The organism is Massilia sp. CT11-137, assembly GCF_047302885.1.
Taxonomy (GTDB): domain Bacteria; phylum Pseudomonadota; class Gammaproteobacteria; order Burkholderiales; family Burkholderiaceae_D; genus Telluria; species Telluria orientalis.
The window spans coordinates 2,895,216-2,913,750 of record NZ_JBKYMP010000002.1 but is presented as its reverse complement, the minus strand read 5'-3'; the positions used below and the strand labels follow the sequence as shown (position 1 = coordinate 2,913,750).

Annotated in this window: 14 protein-coding genes and 1 tRNA gene; 12 read left to right on the top strand and 3 right to left on the bottom strand. The window is 62.5% G+C overall.

What is annotated here, in order from left to right; genetic code table 11:
* The first annotated feature begins 6 nt into the window (after positions 1–6).
* From ACEN98_RS29915 to ACEN98_RS29890, 6 genes are all read left to right on the top strand, one after another.
* A complete protein-coding gene (locus ACEN98_RS29915; protein ID WP_413388460.1) occupies positions 7–2,811 on the top strand; it encodes a TonB-dependent receptor domain-containing protein in 2,805 nt (934 codons plus the stop codon).
* Between the two features lie 83 nt (positions 2,812–2,894).
* Positions 2,895–5,006, top strand: a complete 2,112-nt coding sequence (locus tag ACEN98_RS29910) for a GDSL-type esterase/lipase family protein (protein ID WP_413388459.1) — start codon at positions 2,895–2,897, stop codon at positions 5,004–5,006.
* A 107-nt stretch (positions 5,007–5,113) separates the two neighbouring features.
* Entirely contained in the window at positions 5,114–7,213 is a 2,100-nt protein-coding gene (locus tag ACEN98_RS29905; RefSeq protein ID WP_413388458.1) for a GDSL-type esterase/lipase family protein, read from the top strand.
* Positions 7,214–7,231: 18 nt separating this feature from the next.
* On the top strand, positions 7,232–7,879 hold the full coding sequence (locus ACEN98_RS29900) for an NF038129 family PEP-CTERM protein (protein ID WP_413388457.1): 648 nt from the start codon (positions 7,232–7,234) through the stop codon (positions 7,877–7,879).
* A gap of 12 nt (positions 7,880–7,891) precedes the next feature.
* Positions 7,892–8,473 carry a PEP-CTERM sorting domain-containing protein gene (locus tag ACEN98_RS29895; protein ID WP_413388456.1) on the top strand — a complete coding sequence of 194 codons (582 nt, stop codon included), beginning with the start codon at positions 7,892–7,894 and terminating at the stop codon, positions 8,471–8,473.
* 30 nt (positions 8,474–8,503) lie between these two features.
* Positions 8,504–12,082, top strand: a complete 3,579-nt coding sequence (locus ACEN98_RS29890) for a pectinesterase family protein (RefSeq protein WP_413388455.1) — start codon at positions 8,504–8,506, stop codon at positions 12,080–12,082.
* A gap of 570 nt (positions 12,083–12,652) precedes the next feature.
* Here the strand turns inward: ACEN98_RS29890 and ACEN98_RS29885 are convergent.
* Both ACEN98_RS29885 and ACEN98_RS29880 read right to left on the bottom strand, forming a co-directional pair.
* The gene (locus tag ACEN98_RS29885; RefSeq protein ID WP_413388454.1) at positions 12,653–13,081 is read right to left on the bottom strand and encodes a hypothetical protein; all 429 of its coding nucleotides are present in this window, start codon (positions 13,079–13,081) and stop codon (positions 12,653–12,655) included.
* A gap of 20 nt (positions 13,082–13,101) precedes the next feature.
* Entirely contained in the window at positions 13,102–13,395 is a 294-nt protein-coding gene (locus ACEN98_RS29880; protein ID WP_413388452.1) for a hypothetical protein, read from the bottom strand.
* 739 nt (positions 13,396–14,134) lie between these two features.
* Here ACEN98_RS29880 and ACEN98_RS29875 point away from each other — a divergent pair.
* From ACEN98_RS29875 to ACEN98_RS29850, 6 genes are all read left to right on the top strand, one after another.
* Positions 14,135–14,647 (top strand): hypothetical protein, encoded by a 513-nt coding sequence (locus ACEN98_RS29875; protein ID WP_413388451.1) that lies wholly within the window; start codon positions 14,135–14,137, stop codon positions 14,645–14,647.
* 109 nt (positions 14,648–14,756) lie between these two features.
* Entirely contained in the window at positions 14,757–16,289 is a 1,533-nt protein-coding gene (locus ACEN98_RS29870; protein ID WP_413388450.1) for a pilus assembly protein TadE, read from the top strand.
* The gene (locus ACEN98_RS29865) at positions 16,286–16,762 is read left to right on the top strand and encodes a TadE/TadG family type IV pilus assembly protein (protein WP_413388448.1); all 477 of its coding nucleotides are present in this window, start codon (positions 16,286–16,288) and stop codon (positions 16,760–16,762) included. The genes ACEN98_RS29870 and ACEN98_RS29865 overlap by 4 nt, the downstream gene beginning before the upstream one ends.
* Before the next feature lie 16 nt (positions 16,763–16,778).
* Positions 16,779–17,366: a TadE/TadG family type IV pilus assembly protein gene (locus ACEN98_RS29860; protein WP_413388447.1), complete on the top strand. Its 588-nt coding sequence runs from the start codon at positions 16,779–16,781 to the stop codon at positions 17,364–17,366.
* Positions 17,367–17,551: 185 nt separating this feature from the next.
* Positions 17,552–17,947 carry a hypothetical protein gene (locus ACEN98_RS29855; RefSeq protein WP_413388446.1) on the top strand — a complete coding sequence of 132 codons (396 nt, stop codon included), beginning with the start codon at positions 17,552–17,554 and terminating at the stop codon, positions 17,945–17,947.
* Positions 17,940–18,098, top strand: a complete 159-nt coding sequence (locus tag ACEN98_RS29850) for a hypothetical protein (RefSeq protein ID WP_413388445.1) — start codon at positions 17,940–17,942, stop codon at positions 18,096–18,098. The genes ACEN98_RS29855 and ACEN98_RS29850 overlap by 8 nt, the downstream gene beginning before the upstream one ends.
* Positions 18,099–18,397: 299 nt before the next feature.
* On the opposite strand, the gene ACEN98_RS29845 is transcribed toward ACEN98_RS29850, so the two are convergent.
* Positions 18,398–18,472: transfer RNA gene (locus tag ACEN98_RS29845), tRNA-Val, on the bottom strand.
* Positions 18,473–18,535: the final 63 nt, after the last annotated feature.

The window sequence follows — 18,535 nt, the reverse complement described above, 5'->3', positions numbered from 1 at the left end:
ACTACGATGAAGCATGCCAACCACCCCGCAACGCCCCGACTTGCACTGAGTACGTTCACGCTGGCCGTGCTGGCCCTCATGCATCAGGCCCAGGCCCAGCAGGCGGACACACCGATGGAAAAGGTGACCGTCACGGGTTCCTCGATCAAGCGGATCGCCACCGAGAGCGCGCTGCCGCTCACGGTCTACAAGGCCGAGGAATTGCAGGCCCAGGGCTTGACCACGATGTCCGAAGTGGCGACCTCGCTGGTGACGGCTTCGACCAACGAACCGGTCGGCGGCGGCAGCAGCGGCACAATGATCAACATGCGCGGCCTGAACACCAACCGCACGCTGGTCCTTCTCAACGGCCGGCGCCTGCCGAACGAGGCGAGCGGTGCCAGTTCGGTCAACGTGGACGTGATCCCGATGAGCGCCATCGAGCGCGTCGAGGTGCTGCGCGACGGTGCTTCCTCGATCTACGGCACCGACGCGATCGCCGGCGTGGTCAACTTCATCACCAGGCGCAGCTACGACGGCGTCAGGCTGACCGGCAGCTATGTCGACCCTGAGCGCCACGGCGGAGGGCAGCAGCCGCGCCTGGCTATCCTTGCCGGCAAGGGCGACCTGCAGAAGGACGGCTGGAACGTGTACGCCGCCTTCGACACGCAAAGGCGCTATTCGCTGATGCAGAAGGACCGCCCCAATATCTGGAATCCGGACGCCATCGTCGCGCTGGGCGGGACGGCGTTCACGACCAACACCTCGGGTTCGTCGTCGGCGCCGGCTAACTTTACGGTCTACAACAACGGCAAGGCGACGAGCACCACTGGCAACCCGTACTGGTCGAGCGGCTGCGCCAGCAACTACGACGCGAGGTACAGCCTGGCGTCGACGAGGGCGAAGAACACCACGTGCATCCTCGACCCGACCCTGTACCCGCAACTGCTGCCGGACGCGATGCAGACCACGCTGCTCACCAAGGCGTCGCTGCGCCATGGCCAGGACGGCCTGCTGACCGTCGAGATGCTCAACACCGAGTCGTATATCGACGCGACGCTGCCTCCGCAGATCGTCGGCGCGCAGACGGCATACTCCGTGCTGACGCCCACCTTGCGCAAGCCGCTGTTCATCACCAACTCCAGCAAGTGGTACCCGGGCGGCACCGGCGGCATGCCGGCCGTCGCCGGCGTCACGGGACAGGACCTGGCCCTGACCTGGAGCCTGGACGAAGCCGGCGCCGCCGTCACCGACGGCCGCCAACGCACCAACCGGATCGTCGTCAACGACGAGGGCGTCGTCGCGGGCTGGGACTACCGCGTCGGCCTGAACGTTTCGCAAAGCCGCGCAACCGTCAGCTGGAAGAACGGGTTCTTTTCCACGCCCGGTCTTTACCAGGGCGTGGCGAACGGCGTCCTGAACCCGTTCGGCAAGCAGGACGCGGACGGCATGGCCTACCTGGACAGCATCAGCATGGACGGCCAGACCTACCGCAGCGGACGCGTACGCTTCTATGGCACCGACTTCAACCTGTCCCGGTCCGTGTCCGATCTTTCCGGCGGCCCGCTGACGCTGGCCGTGGGCGGCGACCTGCACCGCGACACCTGGAACAGCGACGTCGGCATGAACGCCGAGGAGGTGGTCTACAAAGTGTCCGGCAACCCCGGCACGCATCCATCCGGCGGACGCACCGTCGGCGCCCTGTATGCGGAGATCGACGCCCCGATCACGAAGAGCCTGGACCTAACCGCTGCGGTGCGCGCCGACCATTTCAGCGATTTCGGCAACACCGTCAACCCGAAGATCAGCCTGCGCTGGGAGGCGAGCAAGAAAATCATGCTGCGCACCACCGCCAGCACGGGCTTCCGTGCCCCTACCCTGCCCGAGCTGTACGGCGCGGCACGCCAACTGGTGCCATCGACCCATCGCTGGGACGACCCGCTGCTGTGCCCAGGTCCCACGCCGTCGGTCGCGGCCACCGGCACGCCCAATCCGGCCTATGCCAACCTCGGCCTGGATCCGGCGACCGTCTGCAACACCCAGCTGACCACCCTGACGGGCGCCAATCCCGACCTCCAACCGGAAAAGTCGAAGACCTTCACCGCCGGCATCGTGTTCGAACCGGTCAAGAATGCGGTGGTCTCGTTCGACTTCTGGGATGTCCGCATGAAGGGCACGATCGCGCAAATGACCGAGGATACGATCTTCAGCAATGTGCAGAAGTACGCCAACCTCTTCGTGCGCAACCCGGACGGCACGCTCAGGTACATCGACGTCTCGCGCATGAACCTGGGCGGCCTGCATACGCAAGGTATCGACACCACGTTCAGCTACACGGTTCCGACCGCAAGACTCGGCAAGTTCGGCATCGCCCTGGACGGCACCTACGTACGCAAATACGAGACCCAGTCCGATTCGGGCGGGGCCTGGGTGGATGCGGTGGGCCAGCCGGGTGCACTCGCGACCGGCTCCACGTCGGCCAATACCTACGTCTTCCGCTGGAAGTCGAACCTGCGCCTGTCCTGGTCTTACCGCGGATTCGGGACCCAGCTGACCCAGCAGTACACCTCGCACTACATCGACACCAACGCCTTGCCCAGCCAGCAGCCGGGCCAGCCGTACTACCACGTGATCTCGTCGTACAAGCTGTACAACCTGAGCACCCACTACAAGTTCAGCAAGCACCTGACGGTCAGCTTCGGTATCAACAACCTGTTCGACGTCGACCCGCCGCTGTCGAACCAGCGCATCTCGTCGCGCGTGGTGTTCGCCCAGAACGTCGCCAAGCCGATCGGCCGTACCTGGCTGACGCGCGCGGAATACACGTTCTGATCGATGAATCGAATGACGGCCCGCGGGGGCTGTCTCCTTTGCCCAGGCCGGATGTTCCTGCCTGGGATTTTTTCGCCGACCATATGACACACCTCCCTCATCCGACTGCGGCACGCCCGTTCGCCAGGACGCGTCCTTTCGCACGCGCCGCCACGGTCGCTGCATGCCTGTTCTGGTGCGCGCTGCCCGGTCGGGCCGAACCGCAGGCGTCCCAGCCCGGCGTCGAGCTTCGCTACGATTTCACGAGCCGTCCCGCAACGGACGCGATCGCAGTCCAGGCCAGGCCCGGCAACGATGTCCCGCTGTATGACGCCGCCACCGGCTACGGCTTCGTCGGCGCGACGGGGGCGCTACCGGCCCGTCCCGTCCACACGGCGTCCATCCGGCGCACGGCCGCCGGCTATGTCGTCACGGAACCCGCGCTCGATCCGAACGCAGGCACCGATCATTACAACAACTTCGGCATGGCCTTCCGCATCAAGGCGGGGCCCGGCGCGTTCGCGATCCGCGTGAAGACCACATCGGACGCGGCCGACACGACGGTTGCCGTGACCGGCATGCAAGCCAGCCGCCTGTCCCAGCCGGTCTTCTGGGACGCCGCGGGCCGGCTGCCGAACAAGACCATGGCGGTGGCGCAGGGACGCGACTGGACCTACCGCTACGTGAACGGCCGCGGCGCCATCGACATCGAGATCGAACCGAAGAAGGCCGGCGTGCCGGTCGGGCTCTCGGAAATCGTGTTGAGTCCGATCCCGCCGCAGGCGCGCCCCGCCGGCGTACTGCCCGCCATCTACACGCTGGGCGATTCCACGGTCAAGTCGTACACCTTCGACGAGGCCCCGATGAGCGGCTGGGGCCAGGTCATCGGCCGGCTGTTCGATTCGACCAGGGTTCGGGTCGTGAACTACTCGATGGGCGGACGTTCGTTCCGCAGCGCCTACGCGGAAGGCCGGCTGAACGACCTGCTGCTGACCGGGTACGCCGGCGACGTCGTCATGATCCAGTTCGGGCACAACGACGAGAGCCTCGATGAGACGCGCCGCTTCGGCCGCGGCGCCACCGAGGCGATGTACGAGGAAATGATCCGCGAGGTCTACGTGCCCGCCATCCGCGCACGCGGCATGGTGCCGGTCTTCGTCACGCCGATGTCGCGCGTGAACGGCGCACAAAAGCCGGGCCAGCCCTACGTCGATTCCTTCGACAAGCGCCGCTTTCCGGACCTGATGCGGAAGCTCGGCGCCGAACTGGACGTCCCGGTCGTCGACCTGAACGCGCGCAGCGTCGAGTACTACAACGCCACCGGCCAGCAGGCCATTACCGCGATGGTGATGTCGATCGAAGCCGGGGAGACGCCGGGCAAGACCAACGACGGCAGCTATGCCAACGGTCATCCCGCCAACAAGATCGACGGCACGCATTTCAAGGAAACGCTCGCCAAACAGTATGCGCGCATGGTGGTGACCGAACTGGCCCGCCTCGCCGGTGACGGCAACCCGGGCGATCCGGTGGCCGGCCGCATGGTGGCCCAGCTTCGTCCCGAGGTGCGCCGGGCGATCGCGGTGAACGACTGGTCGCCGGTCTACCCGGAAATCGCGGCCGACATCACGGACGGCGACGGCGCCTACTATCGCAACCAGATCGAGAAACTGCTGCAATTGGGCGCGCTCCACAAGGATGCGCAGGGCCGCTTCCATCCCGAGGCGCCGATGCGAACGAGCGAGTTCCGCGAGGCGCTGGCGATGCTGATGCGCTTGCCCGCCGGGCTGCTTTCCGCCTACGCGGACGGTCCGCTGTCGCGCGAAGTCATGGGGGCCATCCTGGACGATGCCTACCACGCGACGTTCGCGGCCAAGCCCGCCTACATGACCGACTACAACGGCAAGACCCTCCTTCCCGGCAGCCCGGGCTACGACCCGAACCTGGACACCGGCGCACGCGGCGCCATGTACTACCCGCTCGTGCGCTGGACCCAGCTGGTGGACACGGGCGACGCCGCGCCGGTCTACGCGGACAAGCTGCGCGACGCCTACGAGCTGGGGCTGATCCGGTCGGAAGCCGGGATCGCCCGCGGGCGCATGGTCAACGGCCGGCTGCTCGAACCGCGGGCCGGGGTGACAAGGGTCAAGGCGGCCAAGGTCCTGTATTTCATGTGGGTTCTCGCACAAGCGCCGAAGGAGGAAAACCAACGGCGCTGAAGTGTCGGGCACGACCGGTCGGCCAGGCGGCACGAACCGGTTGTTACTGTCCGGCGTCCTTAAGCACTATCAACTGCTCTGACAACAACAAGTGGAGACAAAGGAAGATGAAGCGCTTATTCATTCGTTTAGGCGGCACGCTGACGCTGTCCGCCGGCCTGATCGCCTGTGGCGGCGGAAGCGGGGTTGGTTCGACGTCGGCGTCCCCCAGGCTCCTCGCGACGGCGGAGTCGTCCGTTACGCCGACCGCGGCCAGCCCCGTCATTCATATGCTGGGCGATTCGACGATGACGATGTACACGCAGGATCGCCGTCCGCAAATGGGCTGGGGCGAAGCAATGCCGCAGTTTTTCGATTCGACAGTCAAGGTCAACAATTGGGCCCTCGGTGGCCGCAGTTCGAGAAGTTTTTACTACGAAGCCACGCGCTGGCCCGCCATCCTCCCGAAAATCAGTGCAGGCGACTACGTCATCGTCCAGTTCGCTCACAACGATCAAAAATCGGGCTCGGATTACGCCACGTACGGCACGTACGCCTTCTGCAGCGATGGGACCATGGATGGCGAGGCATGCGTGGGCCGCCCGGACAAGCTCGACCCAACGGTCGACATCTCGGAACACTCGTATTACCAGTGGCTGAAAAAATATGTCCAGCAGATTCGAGCAAGAGGCGCCAATCCAATCCTGATGTCCCCCATCGTGCGCAAATACTTCAGCGGCACGACGATTACGCCGACTGGACAGCACAATGTCGGCGTGATCGGTGGAGAAACCTATGCTCGCGGAGATTATGTCGCCGCAATGAAAGCAGTGGCGGCCAAGTACTCCGTTCCTTTCGTCGATATCACTGCCGAGACCAGGAAGATCGTGGAAAGCTACGGCGACGCGGCGGCGACGGCAAACCTCTATATTGCGGCGGACAGCACTCACCCGCAGGTCTTGTTTGCCAATCTGATCGCCAAGCGCGCGGTCGAGGGGATGAAGAAGCTCGCCATTCTGAATGACCATATGGTACCGGTCACCTCGCTCATCGCCAGCCCTGGCACTCTGGACTACGCCACACGCTACGTGGGCATGCCGACGACAAAAAGCGTGACGCTGTCCGCATTCGACCTGGACCCCGCGGCGGGAACGGTCACCGTGACGGCCCCGACGAATTTTTCCCTATCGCTGGATAACGTCAACTGGACACAGAGTGTCGGCATCCCTTTTGCAAACGGGGCATTCATTCAACCGCTGGCGGTCCGGTTCACGCCGGGTGAAGCGAAGAGCTACGGCGGCAATGTCAGTTTTACCGTGGGTAACGTGCCTCTGAATACGACGCTGGCTGTCCAGGGAACCGGTATTTCCGCCGCCGGCGGCATCCCTTCGTATGCCAGCTGGTTTACCGCCGGCACCTCGCTCTCGCCGGTTACCGATGGGCTTGTCACCGGCAGCAATGCCAGCGTGAGCGGGCTCGTTGCGCAGTCATCGAAGGTGATTGCGGTCGATGGCCAGGACACGACGGTTGCCCGTTACGTGGCCGATTCGCCGGTACGCAATGACCGCCAGTTCCTGCAATTCGCCGTCTCGCCCGGAAATGGCACTTTTACGGTCGACACGATTTCCACCTACCTGACCAGCAGCGGTGGATCGACGGTGGTCGCCGATATCGAATACTCGCTGAATTCGGATTTCTCGGGTTCGACCAGGCTGAATACTGCACCCTTGAAGTTCGTGAAGGACACGTTCACGGCGAGGCTCGTCTACCCCGTCGTTGTCCAGGTACCGGCCGGGCGCACATTGTATGTCCGGGTATTCCCGTGGAATACGGCCGGCACCCTGGGAAAAATGCTGGCCATTTACGGCGTCAAAGTGTCGGGGAGTGCAAAGAACCCGGAGCCGACGTTTGTCGACGGCACATCCGGTTTCTCGTTGCTGCGCTCGGGCCTGACATGGAACCGGATCACCAATAAATATACGGCATCCATCACGCTGACCAATACGAGCGGAACCACGCTCACGGGTCCGTTTCAGCTGGCATTCAACCACCTCACCGCCGGCGTCACGCTCGACAACGCCAGCGGCACGCACGACGGCGTCTCTTACATCACCGCTGCCTCCGCTGCGCTCGCGCCCGGCGCATCGCTTACCGTGCCGGTCACCTATAGCAACCCGAACAAGGTCGCCATCGCTTACACGAATTCGATTTATATCGGCAATTTCTAAATCCGGAAAGACTCAATCATGCGTAATGTAAAAACGTTCGTTCCGCAATGCCTGTTCGCATGGGCGCTGTTTGCACATGGCGCTGCGCAGGCAGTCCCGAGCTACCACGTCACCGTGAACACCGCTGCCTATACCGGCCAGGCGCTGATGGATTTCACCTTCCTGGCGAATGCGGGGGTGACGCCGGCGACTGCCGTGCTGAACCACTTCGTCGGCGCGTTTGGCCCGGAGTTCGATCGCTCCACCGGAGTGACCGGCCTCGTGCCAGGGCAGGTCGCACTCGGCAATCAAGGCGGAGGAAGCTATTTCACCCAGTGGGTCAGCCTCGGAGGACTGTTCAGCTTCGATGTGCAGTTCGATGGCGACTATGCGAGCACCGTCAATGTCGATGCGTCGCAGTTCAACGCCACCTTGTATAGCAGCGGCTTCGGCAGCTACATCGGCGGAGCCGGCAGTTTCGCCGCATTCGAATTGCTACCGCTTTCCAATGGCTCGCCCGGTCAGGTGCTGGTCTCGTCGCCCAACGGCATGGGGACAGTGAGCGCCATTCCCGAACCGTCGGGATTGTTTTTGAGCGGATTGGCCGTGCTGGGCCTGGTTCGACGGCACAAGCGTCGCCGCGTGGCGGCATCGCGACATGCCCCGTCAACCGGTCACGACATCTAAATCGGAGCGTCCATGAAAACAATCATTCTGAAGACCCTGGTATTGGCAACCCTCGCCGCCGGGCAGGCCTACGCGGCGCCCATTTCCCTGGACAAGACTGCCAGCATCACCGCGAGGTATAACGGCAACGCCGCGGATATTGTCGGACTCGATCATGATTTCCAGGTCGAAGCCGGCAGCAATACGACCACCCTTGACCCCAGCAACACCGGCGTCGAATTCCTGACCGCCGACGCCTTGTTCGGATTCGATTTCTCGACAACCGGCCTGCTGACCGTCTACAACAACCTGCCGGCCGCCAGCAATGCCGACTACCGGCTGACCTTCGATTTCGACAGCGGCCTGGCGCACCCGATCGCCAGCTTTACCCTCGTCGACGGCAGCGGCCTGGCGAGCGGCGTGCCGGGCCTGACGATCCTGGGCGACCACAGGATCGGGTTGGATTTGAGCGGACTCGTCTGGACCGACGGCTTCGGCCAGTTCAGCGCCCAGCTCGGCACCACCGAGGTGCCCGAACCGGCCAGCGCGGCCCTGTTGCTGGCCGGCGCGACCGGGCTGGCAGCTGCCCGCCGCAAGCGCACATCACGTGCGTGATCGACGACCGTCCCCTTCAAGGAGAATCGAATGCGATACCTGAACGTCAAGGCGGCGCTGCGCGCGACCGCCCTGCTTGCGGGCGCCCTGTGCGCGGCTGGCAATATGGCGACCATTGCACATGGCGCGACGACCGACCCTGCCCGTGCGACCGCGCCTCCAGATGGCTGGGCCAGCCAGGGCGGAGGCACCACGGCCGGCGCCGGCGCCACCGCCGACCAGATCTATACCGTCACCAACCGAGCCCAGCTGCTGGCAGCGATCGCCAACGGCGGCACGACGCCGAAGATCATCAAGCTGGCCGGCACAGTCGACATGACCGAGGGCAAGCCATACACCTCGACCTCCGACCAGGCGGCGCGCGGCGCCATCCGCCTCAAGAGCAACACGACCCTGATCGGCGACGGCGCGAGCGCCGGGCTCGTCAACGGCCACATCATCCTGTCGAACGTCAGCCAGATCATCATCCGCAACCTGAAGATCCAGAATCCGTGCGACGTCGGGCCCGTGTGGGACCCGACCGACGGATCGACCGGCAACTGGAACGCGGCCTATGACGCCATCGGCCTCTCCGGCTCGGATCACGTGTGGATCGACCACAACTCGTTCACCGACGCGCCGGTCACGGACAACTTCCTGCCGATCGAGAACGGCCACGTGAAGCAGTGCCACGACGGCGCCGTCGACATCACCAACGCGTCCGACTACGTGACCGTGTCGTACAACGTGTTCGGCGAGCACGACAAGAACAACCTGGTCGGCTCCAGTCCTACCGCCACGGCGGACGAGGGCAAGCTGCGCGTCACCTTCAGCAACAACGTGTTCCGCGCGATCCAGTCGCGTGCGCCGCGCGTGCGTTTCGGCCAGGTCCACCTCTTCAACAACTACTACGTGGGCAGCAAGACCGCCGACGTGTACAAGAACAGCTACAGCGTGGGTCCGGGCGCGAATGCGAAGATCCTGTCGAACGCGAACGTGTTCGAGATCGCGGGCGCGAGCGGCTGCGACAGCGTGGTGAGGAATCCGGGCGACGCCACGGCCGGCACCTTCAAGGACGCTGGCTCGCTGCTGAACGGCGCGGCGCTGGGCGCGTGTGCGGTGTCGAACGCGACGACGTGGACGCCGCCGTACGCCTACACACCCCGCCCCGCCGCGCTGGTCAAGGCGAATGCGCTGGCGCAGGCCGGTGGCGGCAAGCTGACGACGGCGATCACCGGCACCGGCAAAGTCACCGTCGACACGGGCCCCGTCCTGAACTGCCCCACGTCCGGCCTCTACTTCTGCGACGACTTCCAGAACGATACGGCCGACAAATGGGACCTGAAGCCGGTAGCGGGACCGAACGGCAGCTTCAGCGTCGTTCCGGAAGCCGCCGGCAGCGCCAGCAAGGTGTTGCAGTACACGGCCGCCACGACCGGCGGCGTGCTGGCCCTGGTCAAGCCTGGCGCATTCACCGGCGTCGCGTCCGCGGACTACTACCTGGAGGCGCGCATCCGCCCGATGACCAACGGCGCCACCAGCACCAAGCAGCTCTACCTGATCACCCGCTACGTCGATGCCGGTAACTGGTATGGCGCCGGCCTGAACGTGCAAAGCAGCACCACCAGCACGCAGGTCGAGATCGCCAAGATGCTGAACGGCTCGCTGAGTCGCGTGGTCCAGGCAAGGTCGCCGATTGCCATGGACGCCCAGTTCTATACCGTGCGTTTCGAGCTGATCGGCAGCAAGCTCACCGTCTACCTGGACGGCAAGAACATGGGCTCGGTGACCGATGCGTCGTTCGCGCAGCGTGGCCTGATCGGCCTGTACACGACCAACAAGTCGTTCCAGATCGACGACGTGCACGTGGGCGACCCGCGCATGAAACCGGTGCAGCTGACCCTGAACCCATCGGCCCCGACCTATACGGCGGAAGCGGGGGATGCGCCGACACGCATCACCGTCACCGCCGTCGCCGCCGATGGAGCAGCCGACAGCTTCGCCGTCAGCTCCAGCAATCCGGACGTGGTCAGCGCGGTCGCCAGCGGGAATACCGTCACGCTGACGCCGCTGTCCGCCGGCAACGCCAGCATCGTCTTCACCAGCGGTTCCGAATCCACGCTCACCCGTACCGTCACGGCCAACGTGGCGCCGCAATTCGTCCAGCCAACCCAGACTTACCGGCTCCAGGGCGCAAGTGCTCCGGCCGCACGTGCCAGCGCCGCCAACATCGATACCGTGCTCAAGCTCACCTTCGACAGTCCGCCGACGCTGGGCACGAACGGCAGCATCCGCGTCTTCCGCATGGCCGACGATAGCCTGGTGGACGTGATCCGCACTCGCGGGGAGACGGACGCGATCGGCTATGCCGGGCAGACCGTCGTTCGGCGCGTGAACACGACGCCGATCCGGATCGACGGCAATACGGCGACGATCGCACTGCACAGCGGCAAGCTGGACTACGGGACCGACTATTACGTCGCCATTGCAGACGGCGTGTTCACCAATACCACGCTGGGCGGCACGCCTTTCGTCGGCATTGGCAAGCTGGGCGGCTGGTCGTTCACCACGAAGGCGGCCGCACCGACCGCCAGCACAGTCACGGTCGATGACGACGACGATGCAGCGGATTTCCGCACGGTGCAGGGCGCGCTGAACTACGCGATGCAGAAGTTCTCGAAAACGGCGCCGGTGACGGTCAACGTGAAAAACGGCACGTACGATGAATTGCTGTTCTTGAAGGGCAAGGACAACGTGACGATCAAGGGCGAAAGCCGCGACGGCGTCCTGATCCGCTACACCAATAACGACAGCCTGAATCCGGGCACCGGGGCGAGCCAGCCGCCGACCACGACCGGTTCCCCGGCCGGCGGGCGTGCGGTGATGCTGATCGAGTCTTCGGACATGCTGGTGCTCGACAATCTCAGTCTGAAGAACACGACCATTCTCTCGCCGTCGATCTCGGGCCAGGCGGAAACGCTGTACTTCAACAGCGACACGCGCCTGGTGGCGAAGAACGCCAGCTTCTACAGCGAACAGGACACGCTGAACCTGAAGGGCTGGGCATGGTTCTACAATGCCCTGGTGGCCGGTAACGTCGACTTCATCTGGGGCGGCAGCCACGCAGCGCTGTTCGAGAACAGCGAGATCCGCAGCGTCGGCATCAGTACCAGCGCGACCGGCGGCGGCTATGTGCTGCAGGCCCGCGTGCCGTCCGCCAGCGACATCGGTTACGTGTTCCTCAACAGCACGCTGACCCATGGCCCGGGCCCCGGCCGCAATCACGGCGACATACCGGCGGGCGCCACCTACCTGGCGCGCAGCCCGGGCGGCACCGCGTCCTGGGACAACATCGCCTTCATCAACTGCAAGATGGATACGCACATCGCAGCCGCCGGGTGGGCCGGGCTGGGCGTGAACGGCCAGCCTGCGCCGAACCCGACCGTGCCAAACGCCAGTTCCGGCTGGCGCGAGTATGGCAGCACGACACTGGCCGGCACACCGATCGACCTGCGCATGCGCGTAGGTGGCTATACGCTCGGCGATACCGACGTTGCGGACAGGTTCGCAACCCGCGCAAAGGTATTCTCAGCCTACGGCGACGGTGTGGGCTGGAATCCGCAGCCGTAAGCGCACGCGAGACTTGGGAGTGCCCCGCACGTTCGCGGGGCTTTCTTCTTGCGACGCTGTACAAAGACGCTGTGGTCCGACCGGTTCCGTCAAGCGGCTCGACACGCGCCGCATGTAGTCGCGTTCGCGCCATAAACTAATGGGAGATTCAAACCATCTTCGACAGCTCTGAAGCGTGCCGCAGACGTAGACCAGCGCCACAGCGCCGATCCATAGAGATGCTGGAGGCGAGGACGGGAGTCGAACCCGTCTGGCGCGACTGGAGCGCAAGCAAGGACCAGCCAGCTGCGCCTGGGCGGCGCGGACGATGTCCTGCGGCTACACGTTACGCTGCCAGAAATGGTTCTGGATAGGTTGGCCAGCTCCTCGCACGTTGTCTCGCCAACCCGGAATCGCGGCAACAATACTAATGTGGCGTGTGCCGCACGAGCGACCGCGGCTCTCGAATACCACCTTCCCGCACCAGTAAGTCGACACCATGACCGCATCATTTTCGACTGATTTGGAACTCAGTGAATAAAACAATTGATATGGACTAAAATATTGTTGAACCGCTGTTGAATTGCAGCATCAAATTGATGAATGAAAGGAATGGCGCCCAGCATACGGAAGACACACCAACCGCAGTCGCAGTGGAAACTCCAAGCGTTGCCTGAGTTCGGCATCTGTCCTCCGACCATAATAAATCCAAAGCCTCTCGCAATCTGACATCTTTCCGAGTTTTTTCAATGACTTCTGTCGAGAAGCCGAGTCAATTTCAATAGCCAGAATTATCTTCGAGTCGCGCAGCCACGCGACATCTATAAATCCGCGGTACTCTCCCTCCATTTCCGGCACTTCGAATTCCGCCTCCCCGACACAGCCAAAGTCTGCCGCGAGCGCGACTAACATTCGTTGATAGTTACGATGGAATTCCAATTTCGAACGGGCATGCGCTTTGATGGTGTCGTAGCAGGCCTCCACTCGCCGCACCAGACCGTCAAGATCAATCGATTCCATTTTCTGCGTTGGTCTCTTTGTTAATTTTCGCTCGAGTCATTCGATTTCACGGCGGCCAGTTCAGCCATCGTCATGCCGTTAACATGTTTGTATGCACCCTCGATCGGCGGAACACCAATCAGGCGGGCCATTGAATTGTAACTGGAACTCTCACGGCGAGGGCCACCACCCAGCACATCTCCGACAAGGCCAATGACCGCCGAGCCGTCGTCCACAACTGCCCAGGCCGCCAGCGGGAACACGATGGGCTTGCCGCTCACTTCGTCCTTGGACACAAAGTGCCACCCATCGGCCGGTGAGGTTTGTTTGTACATTGCCTTCATCCCTCCCAAAAATATCGGAGCTGTTGCCATAGCTTGTTGAGGTCCCTCATTAACGTCGTGTTGCACTCGACTTCTCAGACGTTGATGCCCGGTTAGTCGAAGACCAGTTCACGAGAGAGTGTTTCGGTACATTTCGCAGCGTCAATTATCACTTGAGCGCCCTCGACGCGCGCTGCGCGAGCCGGTGCGAATGTTGACACCGTTGTGAGTCTCGTGGCGCTGAATTGCCTTGATGAGAGCCGAACCAGATCCGTAAGATCAACGGGAATCAAACTGACCTATCAAGTACGTACAACCGAATTCCAATTCGCCGCCATCCATTAAAATCACTTTTGCCTTATCGTCTCTAAATCCCGCAATATCGTCCAATAGAGAAAAGCCTCTCGCGTCACGAAGCGCGGACTTCTGATGAACCAAGCCGCTTGAGTTAGAAGGTGGCGGAAGTTGGCATTCAAAATTGCATGACGTGAGTGATCCCCGATCTAATGGCGATTGCCCGGGGTTTGATTTACGTTGCCTGATCTCCGTCAAGCAAACCCCTTCGTTTGATTGCCAGCTACTAGGCTTGCGTGCAGACTTCCTCGAAACAATGGCTCTCAGTTATTCAGCAGCCAGACTACAAAATGACAGGGAAGGCAATCTCATGAGCGCTAGATGGCTTGGGTCGTCCCATTTCGCTTCACCAGGCAACGTATGCGTCGTGCTGGCATATTCAGCAGGCGGGGCAGCAATGATGAACACGTGGCTATTCATGGTTCACGCAAGCCTGCTTGCATACCTTCTGATGACGATACTCTTGCTCTCCCCTGCCCTATTATCGATGCTACGCATCCGACGGGCAAAATCTGAAGGCGGGGACGCCCTCCTCGTACACGTCAAAACGGACACCGGAATTTCCAACATTGGCTGGCCAATCGTGCTGCTGATGACTGGAAGCAGCCTCGGTCTCCTGATCGTACTGGGAAGTACTGTACTGCTCGGGGTTTTCGCCATTGGCTGCAGCATGGTCCCCTGGTACCGCATTCGTCTTTGTCGGGAACGCCCTGTTTGGGCCGGCCTGATCATGTGCGGCGGCGGTGCAATCGTAATCGCCATCTACCGCCACTATGTCGGATTTATGTTCCTGCCTCTCGCGGCCTGGATCCTTGGCGTGGCCGCCCTGAGCGTTCTCCTCGGATCGACACCCAAAAAACTTCCAGGGAAACAGTCCGAGCAGGCAGACCCCGTACCGGCCGAATCCTGACCAGGCAGATTCTGTTTGCCTTGGCACATGGACACACGTCACCCAACCGCATCGGCTCCACGCGTCGATGCGGCCGGGCATTGATAACACAAGGACTGACGAGGAACGAATGCCATCGAAGCGCAATACATCCTTGCGGTCGCCGGGTTGGCACGGCAGCGGGATGCCATCGAAGTCTCCGCGCATGTGTCCACCGCGCTATCGGCAAGGTGGCGCGTTCGCCATCATGGCGATGCCGCTCCTTCTCCTGATGATCGGAATTTGTGCGTTGGCGCTGGACCTTGGACAAATCTATAACCGCAAGGTGGACCTCAACGGGTTTGCCAAGAATATTGCCTTGGCGGCGGCACATGAGCTGAACGGCACCTCGGCCGGCATCGCTGCAGCACGGGCAAAGGCAAAGGAAACGGCGGAGAGTCTGAAGTACCAACACTTCAATCGCGGAACCTCGTTCGCATGGAACGACGCGGCCCTCACCTTCAGCACCGATTCTTCGCGCACGGGAACGTGGGTCGACGGTTCATCCCCGTCGGGTTTGTACTTCGCCAAGGTCGACACGTCTGCGCTCGACCCTGCAGCGGGCCAGGTCAACACATTTCTCATCTGGATACTCTCGTCGTCGCAGAGAACGGTACAACTCAGCGACAGCGCCATTGCAGGACGCAAGCAGATTTCGGTCACGCCAATCGGGGTATGCGCGATGGACTCGACCCCCGCCGTCGCGCGCACGAACACGGGCGCCCCGGCCACCGAACTGGTCGAATACGGTTTCCGCCGCGGCATCAGCTACGATCTCATGCAACTCAACCCGAACGGGACCTCGCCGGTCCGCTACCTCATCAATCCTGTCATCGCGCCGGGCGTCTCCAGTTCGACATTCGACACTTCGCTGATCGGACCATTCATATGCACGGGAGCCATGTGGGTGCCGCGGCTTTCGGGCGGCGCGGTGCGCGTGTCCCCCTTGCCTTCGACTTCGCCTCTGGCCGACCTCTCCGCGCAACTCAACACGCGTTTCGACGACTTCAGCAGCCTGCAATGCGGCCCGTACGGCGCGCCGCCGGATTACAACATCAAGGCATATGCCTACGGAACGACTGGCGGTGCGCCCTGGATGGTCCCGACGACGGGAAGCGCGGCGGCCATGTCCACAACCTCCCGCGACAAGCTCGAGACGATCGCCGACCTTCCCTCTGCCCCAGCGGGCACCACAGCGGGATCCTACGGACCATTGTGGACGTTCGCAAAGGCGGCCAAGTATCCATCCTACGTGTCGCTAGGGAGTCCCGAACCTGCCACGGGCTACTCGACCTTTTCGACGAGCGACTGGACGAACCTTTATAAGCTTGGCCCAACTGTATCCGGCTACCCTTCGAGCTCGACGCCATATGCAGCCACGGGTGGCGCGAACTATCGTGCGCCGAGCGCAGCGAACCGGAACATCTCAACATCGCAACGTCGCGTCCTGAACATCCCCCTGCTTTCATGCCCCGTGCCGGCCGGCTCGAACGTACCGGCGACCGTCCTCGGAATCGGCAAGTTCTTCATGACCGTTCCGGCGACCGCGAACTCCCTGATCGCCGAGTTTGCGGGAACGCTCGCGGAACAGTCGATATCCAGCCAAGTGGAGATTTACCCATGACGACGTCGCCCGCAAAGCGGGTGTCCCCGAAGACGCGCCAGCGCGGCGTCGCTGCCGTCGAGGCGGCCTTGATCGTGCCGATCTTCGTGGTCCTGCTCACAGTCCCGATCTACTATGCACGATGCTTCTGGCACTACACCGTCGCGCAGAAGGCGGCACAGGATGCGGCGCGCTACCTTTCGCAGGTATCGGCTGCGGAGATGCGGGCACCGGCGTTGGCGCAGGCAGCCGGCAACATTGCTTTGCAGATAGCGCAAAAGGAAATGGTGGAATTGGCGCCGGGTTCCGCGATGGGTGTCCCCGTCGTGCAGTGCGACTATCTACCGTGCGGCACCGTCATCGGCACCCCCCCGGCCACCGTTCGTGTCTACATCACGTTCAGCATGTACGACGACGTTTTTGGTGTCATCGATGCGGGCAGATTCGGCCTTGTCGTCACCGCAGATATTTCCATGCGCTATGTCGGCAACTGACCGGAGAATCGACATCATGGACCGATCATTGCAACGCCACGTGGTACGTCCACTCACTTCCCAAGGGGGCACGGCTGCGGTCGAGTTCGCGATAGTTGCTCTGTTTTTTTTCATGCTTGTATTTGGCATCCTCGAACTTGCACGCATCATGTATGTCTTCAATACCTTGCAAGAGGTCACACGACGTGCCGCCGCCGCCGCGGTCAACGTCTATCCGACCGATACTGCGGCACTCGCCAGCCTGAAACAGGATGCCGTCTTCCGGAGTTCTCCAGGGGAGCTGCCCCTGGCGCCGCCGATCACCGACAGCTACGTGCGCATCGAATACCTGGCGTACGACCTGTCCGTAATTCCAACAAGCTCCCTGCCAAGCTGTGCCGCCACCAACCAGCAAACCTGCATGGCGAATCCGCGTTCCGGAAGCTGCATCCATTTCGTGCAGGTTCAGGTCTGCGATCCGGGCGATACCAGCACCTGCGTCGCTGCACAATCACAGGCGGTGTTCCCGCTAGTAAATTTGCCGATACTCCTACCCAAAGCACCGACAATTTCCCCAGTCGAAACCTTAGGCTACAAGCAGGGCGTACCGCCTTGCCCACCGTGACCGATCGGTGATCAAGACAGCCGGGCCACACTTGGCAAATCGTGCTTAACGTGGCCCCGTCAGTCAACATACTCAGCCGGCTAATGTAAGCTGTGTCCGCTTCCACCTTGGCAGCTGCCGGCGCTGCCCCGTACTGCTATCTTTTTCCAGCTCCTGGTCGGCGCCACCGGTTCGTGCCCGGCGCCATGCGCGACCGGCCGGCAACGCTGTCGGCCATCGTCGAAGTCGACGAGACGTATCGGCTCGAATCGCAGAAGGGGGCATGGAATCTCACGCGGCCGCCGCGAAAGCGGGGTGGCATGGCCAAGCGGCGGGGTATCAATCGAGAACACGATTGCCTGCTCATCGCGCGCGACCGCAGTGGCCGTACGCTCGATTTTCATACGGGGCGCGGCCAGGTGACGGTGGCGCAATTACATGAGTGCCTCAAACCCGTGCCGCCGGACGACGTCCTCTTGATCACCGACGGCGCCATCGTCTATCGGCATTTCGCGCAGCAGGCCCGCATCACGCATGAAGCGGTGAACGTGAAAGCGGGGCATCCGGGCGCGCGGCGCGATTCACATTCAAAACGTGAATAGCTGGCACAGCCGCTTCAAGACCTGGCTGGTGCGGTTTCGCGGCGTGGCGAGCCGCTACCTGATCCATGACTCGGGCTGGCAGCGCGTCCTGGACGATCGTCGGCTCACGAAGCCGGCCCATCTGCTGTGCGCTGCGGTCCAGCTCGGCTAGGCGAGCGGGTTACCGAATTATCGCGAACACAGCCATATTTTTTCGTCGCGCTTTCAGGCACAAGGCGGGGCGTCCCCAGGCAAGGGCCGCACTCCTTCATCACACAACCGCCGCATCTACGCCACGCCGCCTTGACCACAAGAGCTTCGCGGTCTTTCGCCCGCAAGAGTGCGCCCATGCTGGGCGCACAAACGAAAAAAGCCAGCTTATCGCTGGCTTTCTTTTTGGTTCCGTTCTCCCAAGTTGTTTTGCTCAACTCGCGGCTGGAATCTACGTGTTTGACTCGAAACCTGAAATTCTGGTGGGCGGTGCAAGTTTCGAACTTGCGACCCCAGCAGTGTGAATGCTGTGCTCTACCCCTGAGCTAACCGCCCTACTTTTTACTGCTTTACTGCGATTGCGTCGCTGCAATGACGAGCATTATAGGGGGACTTTTG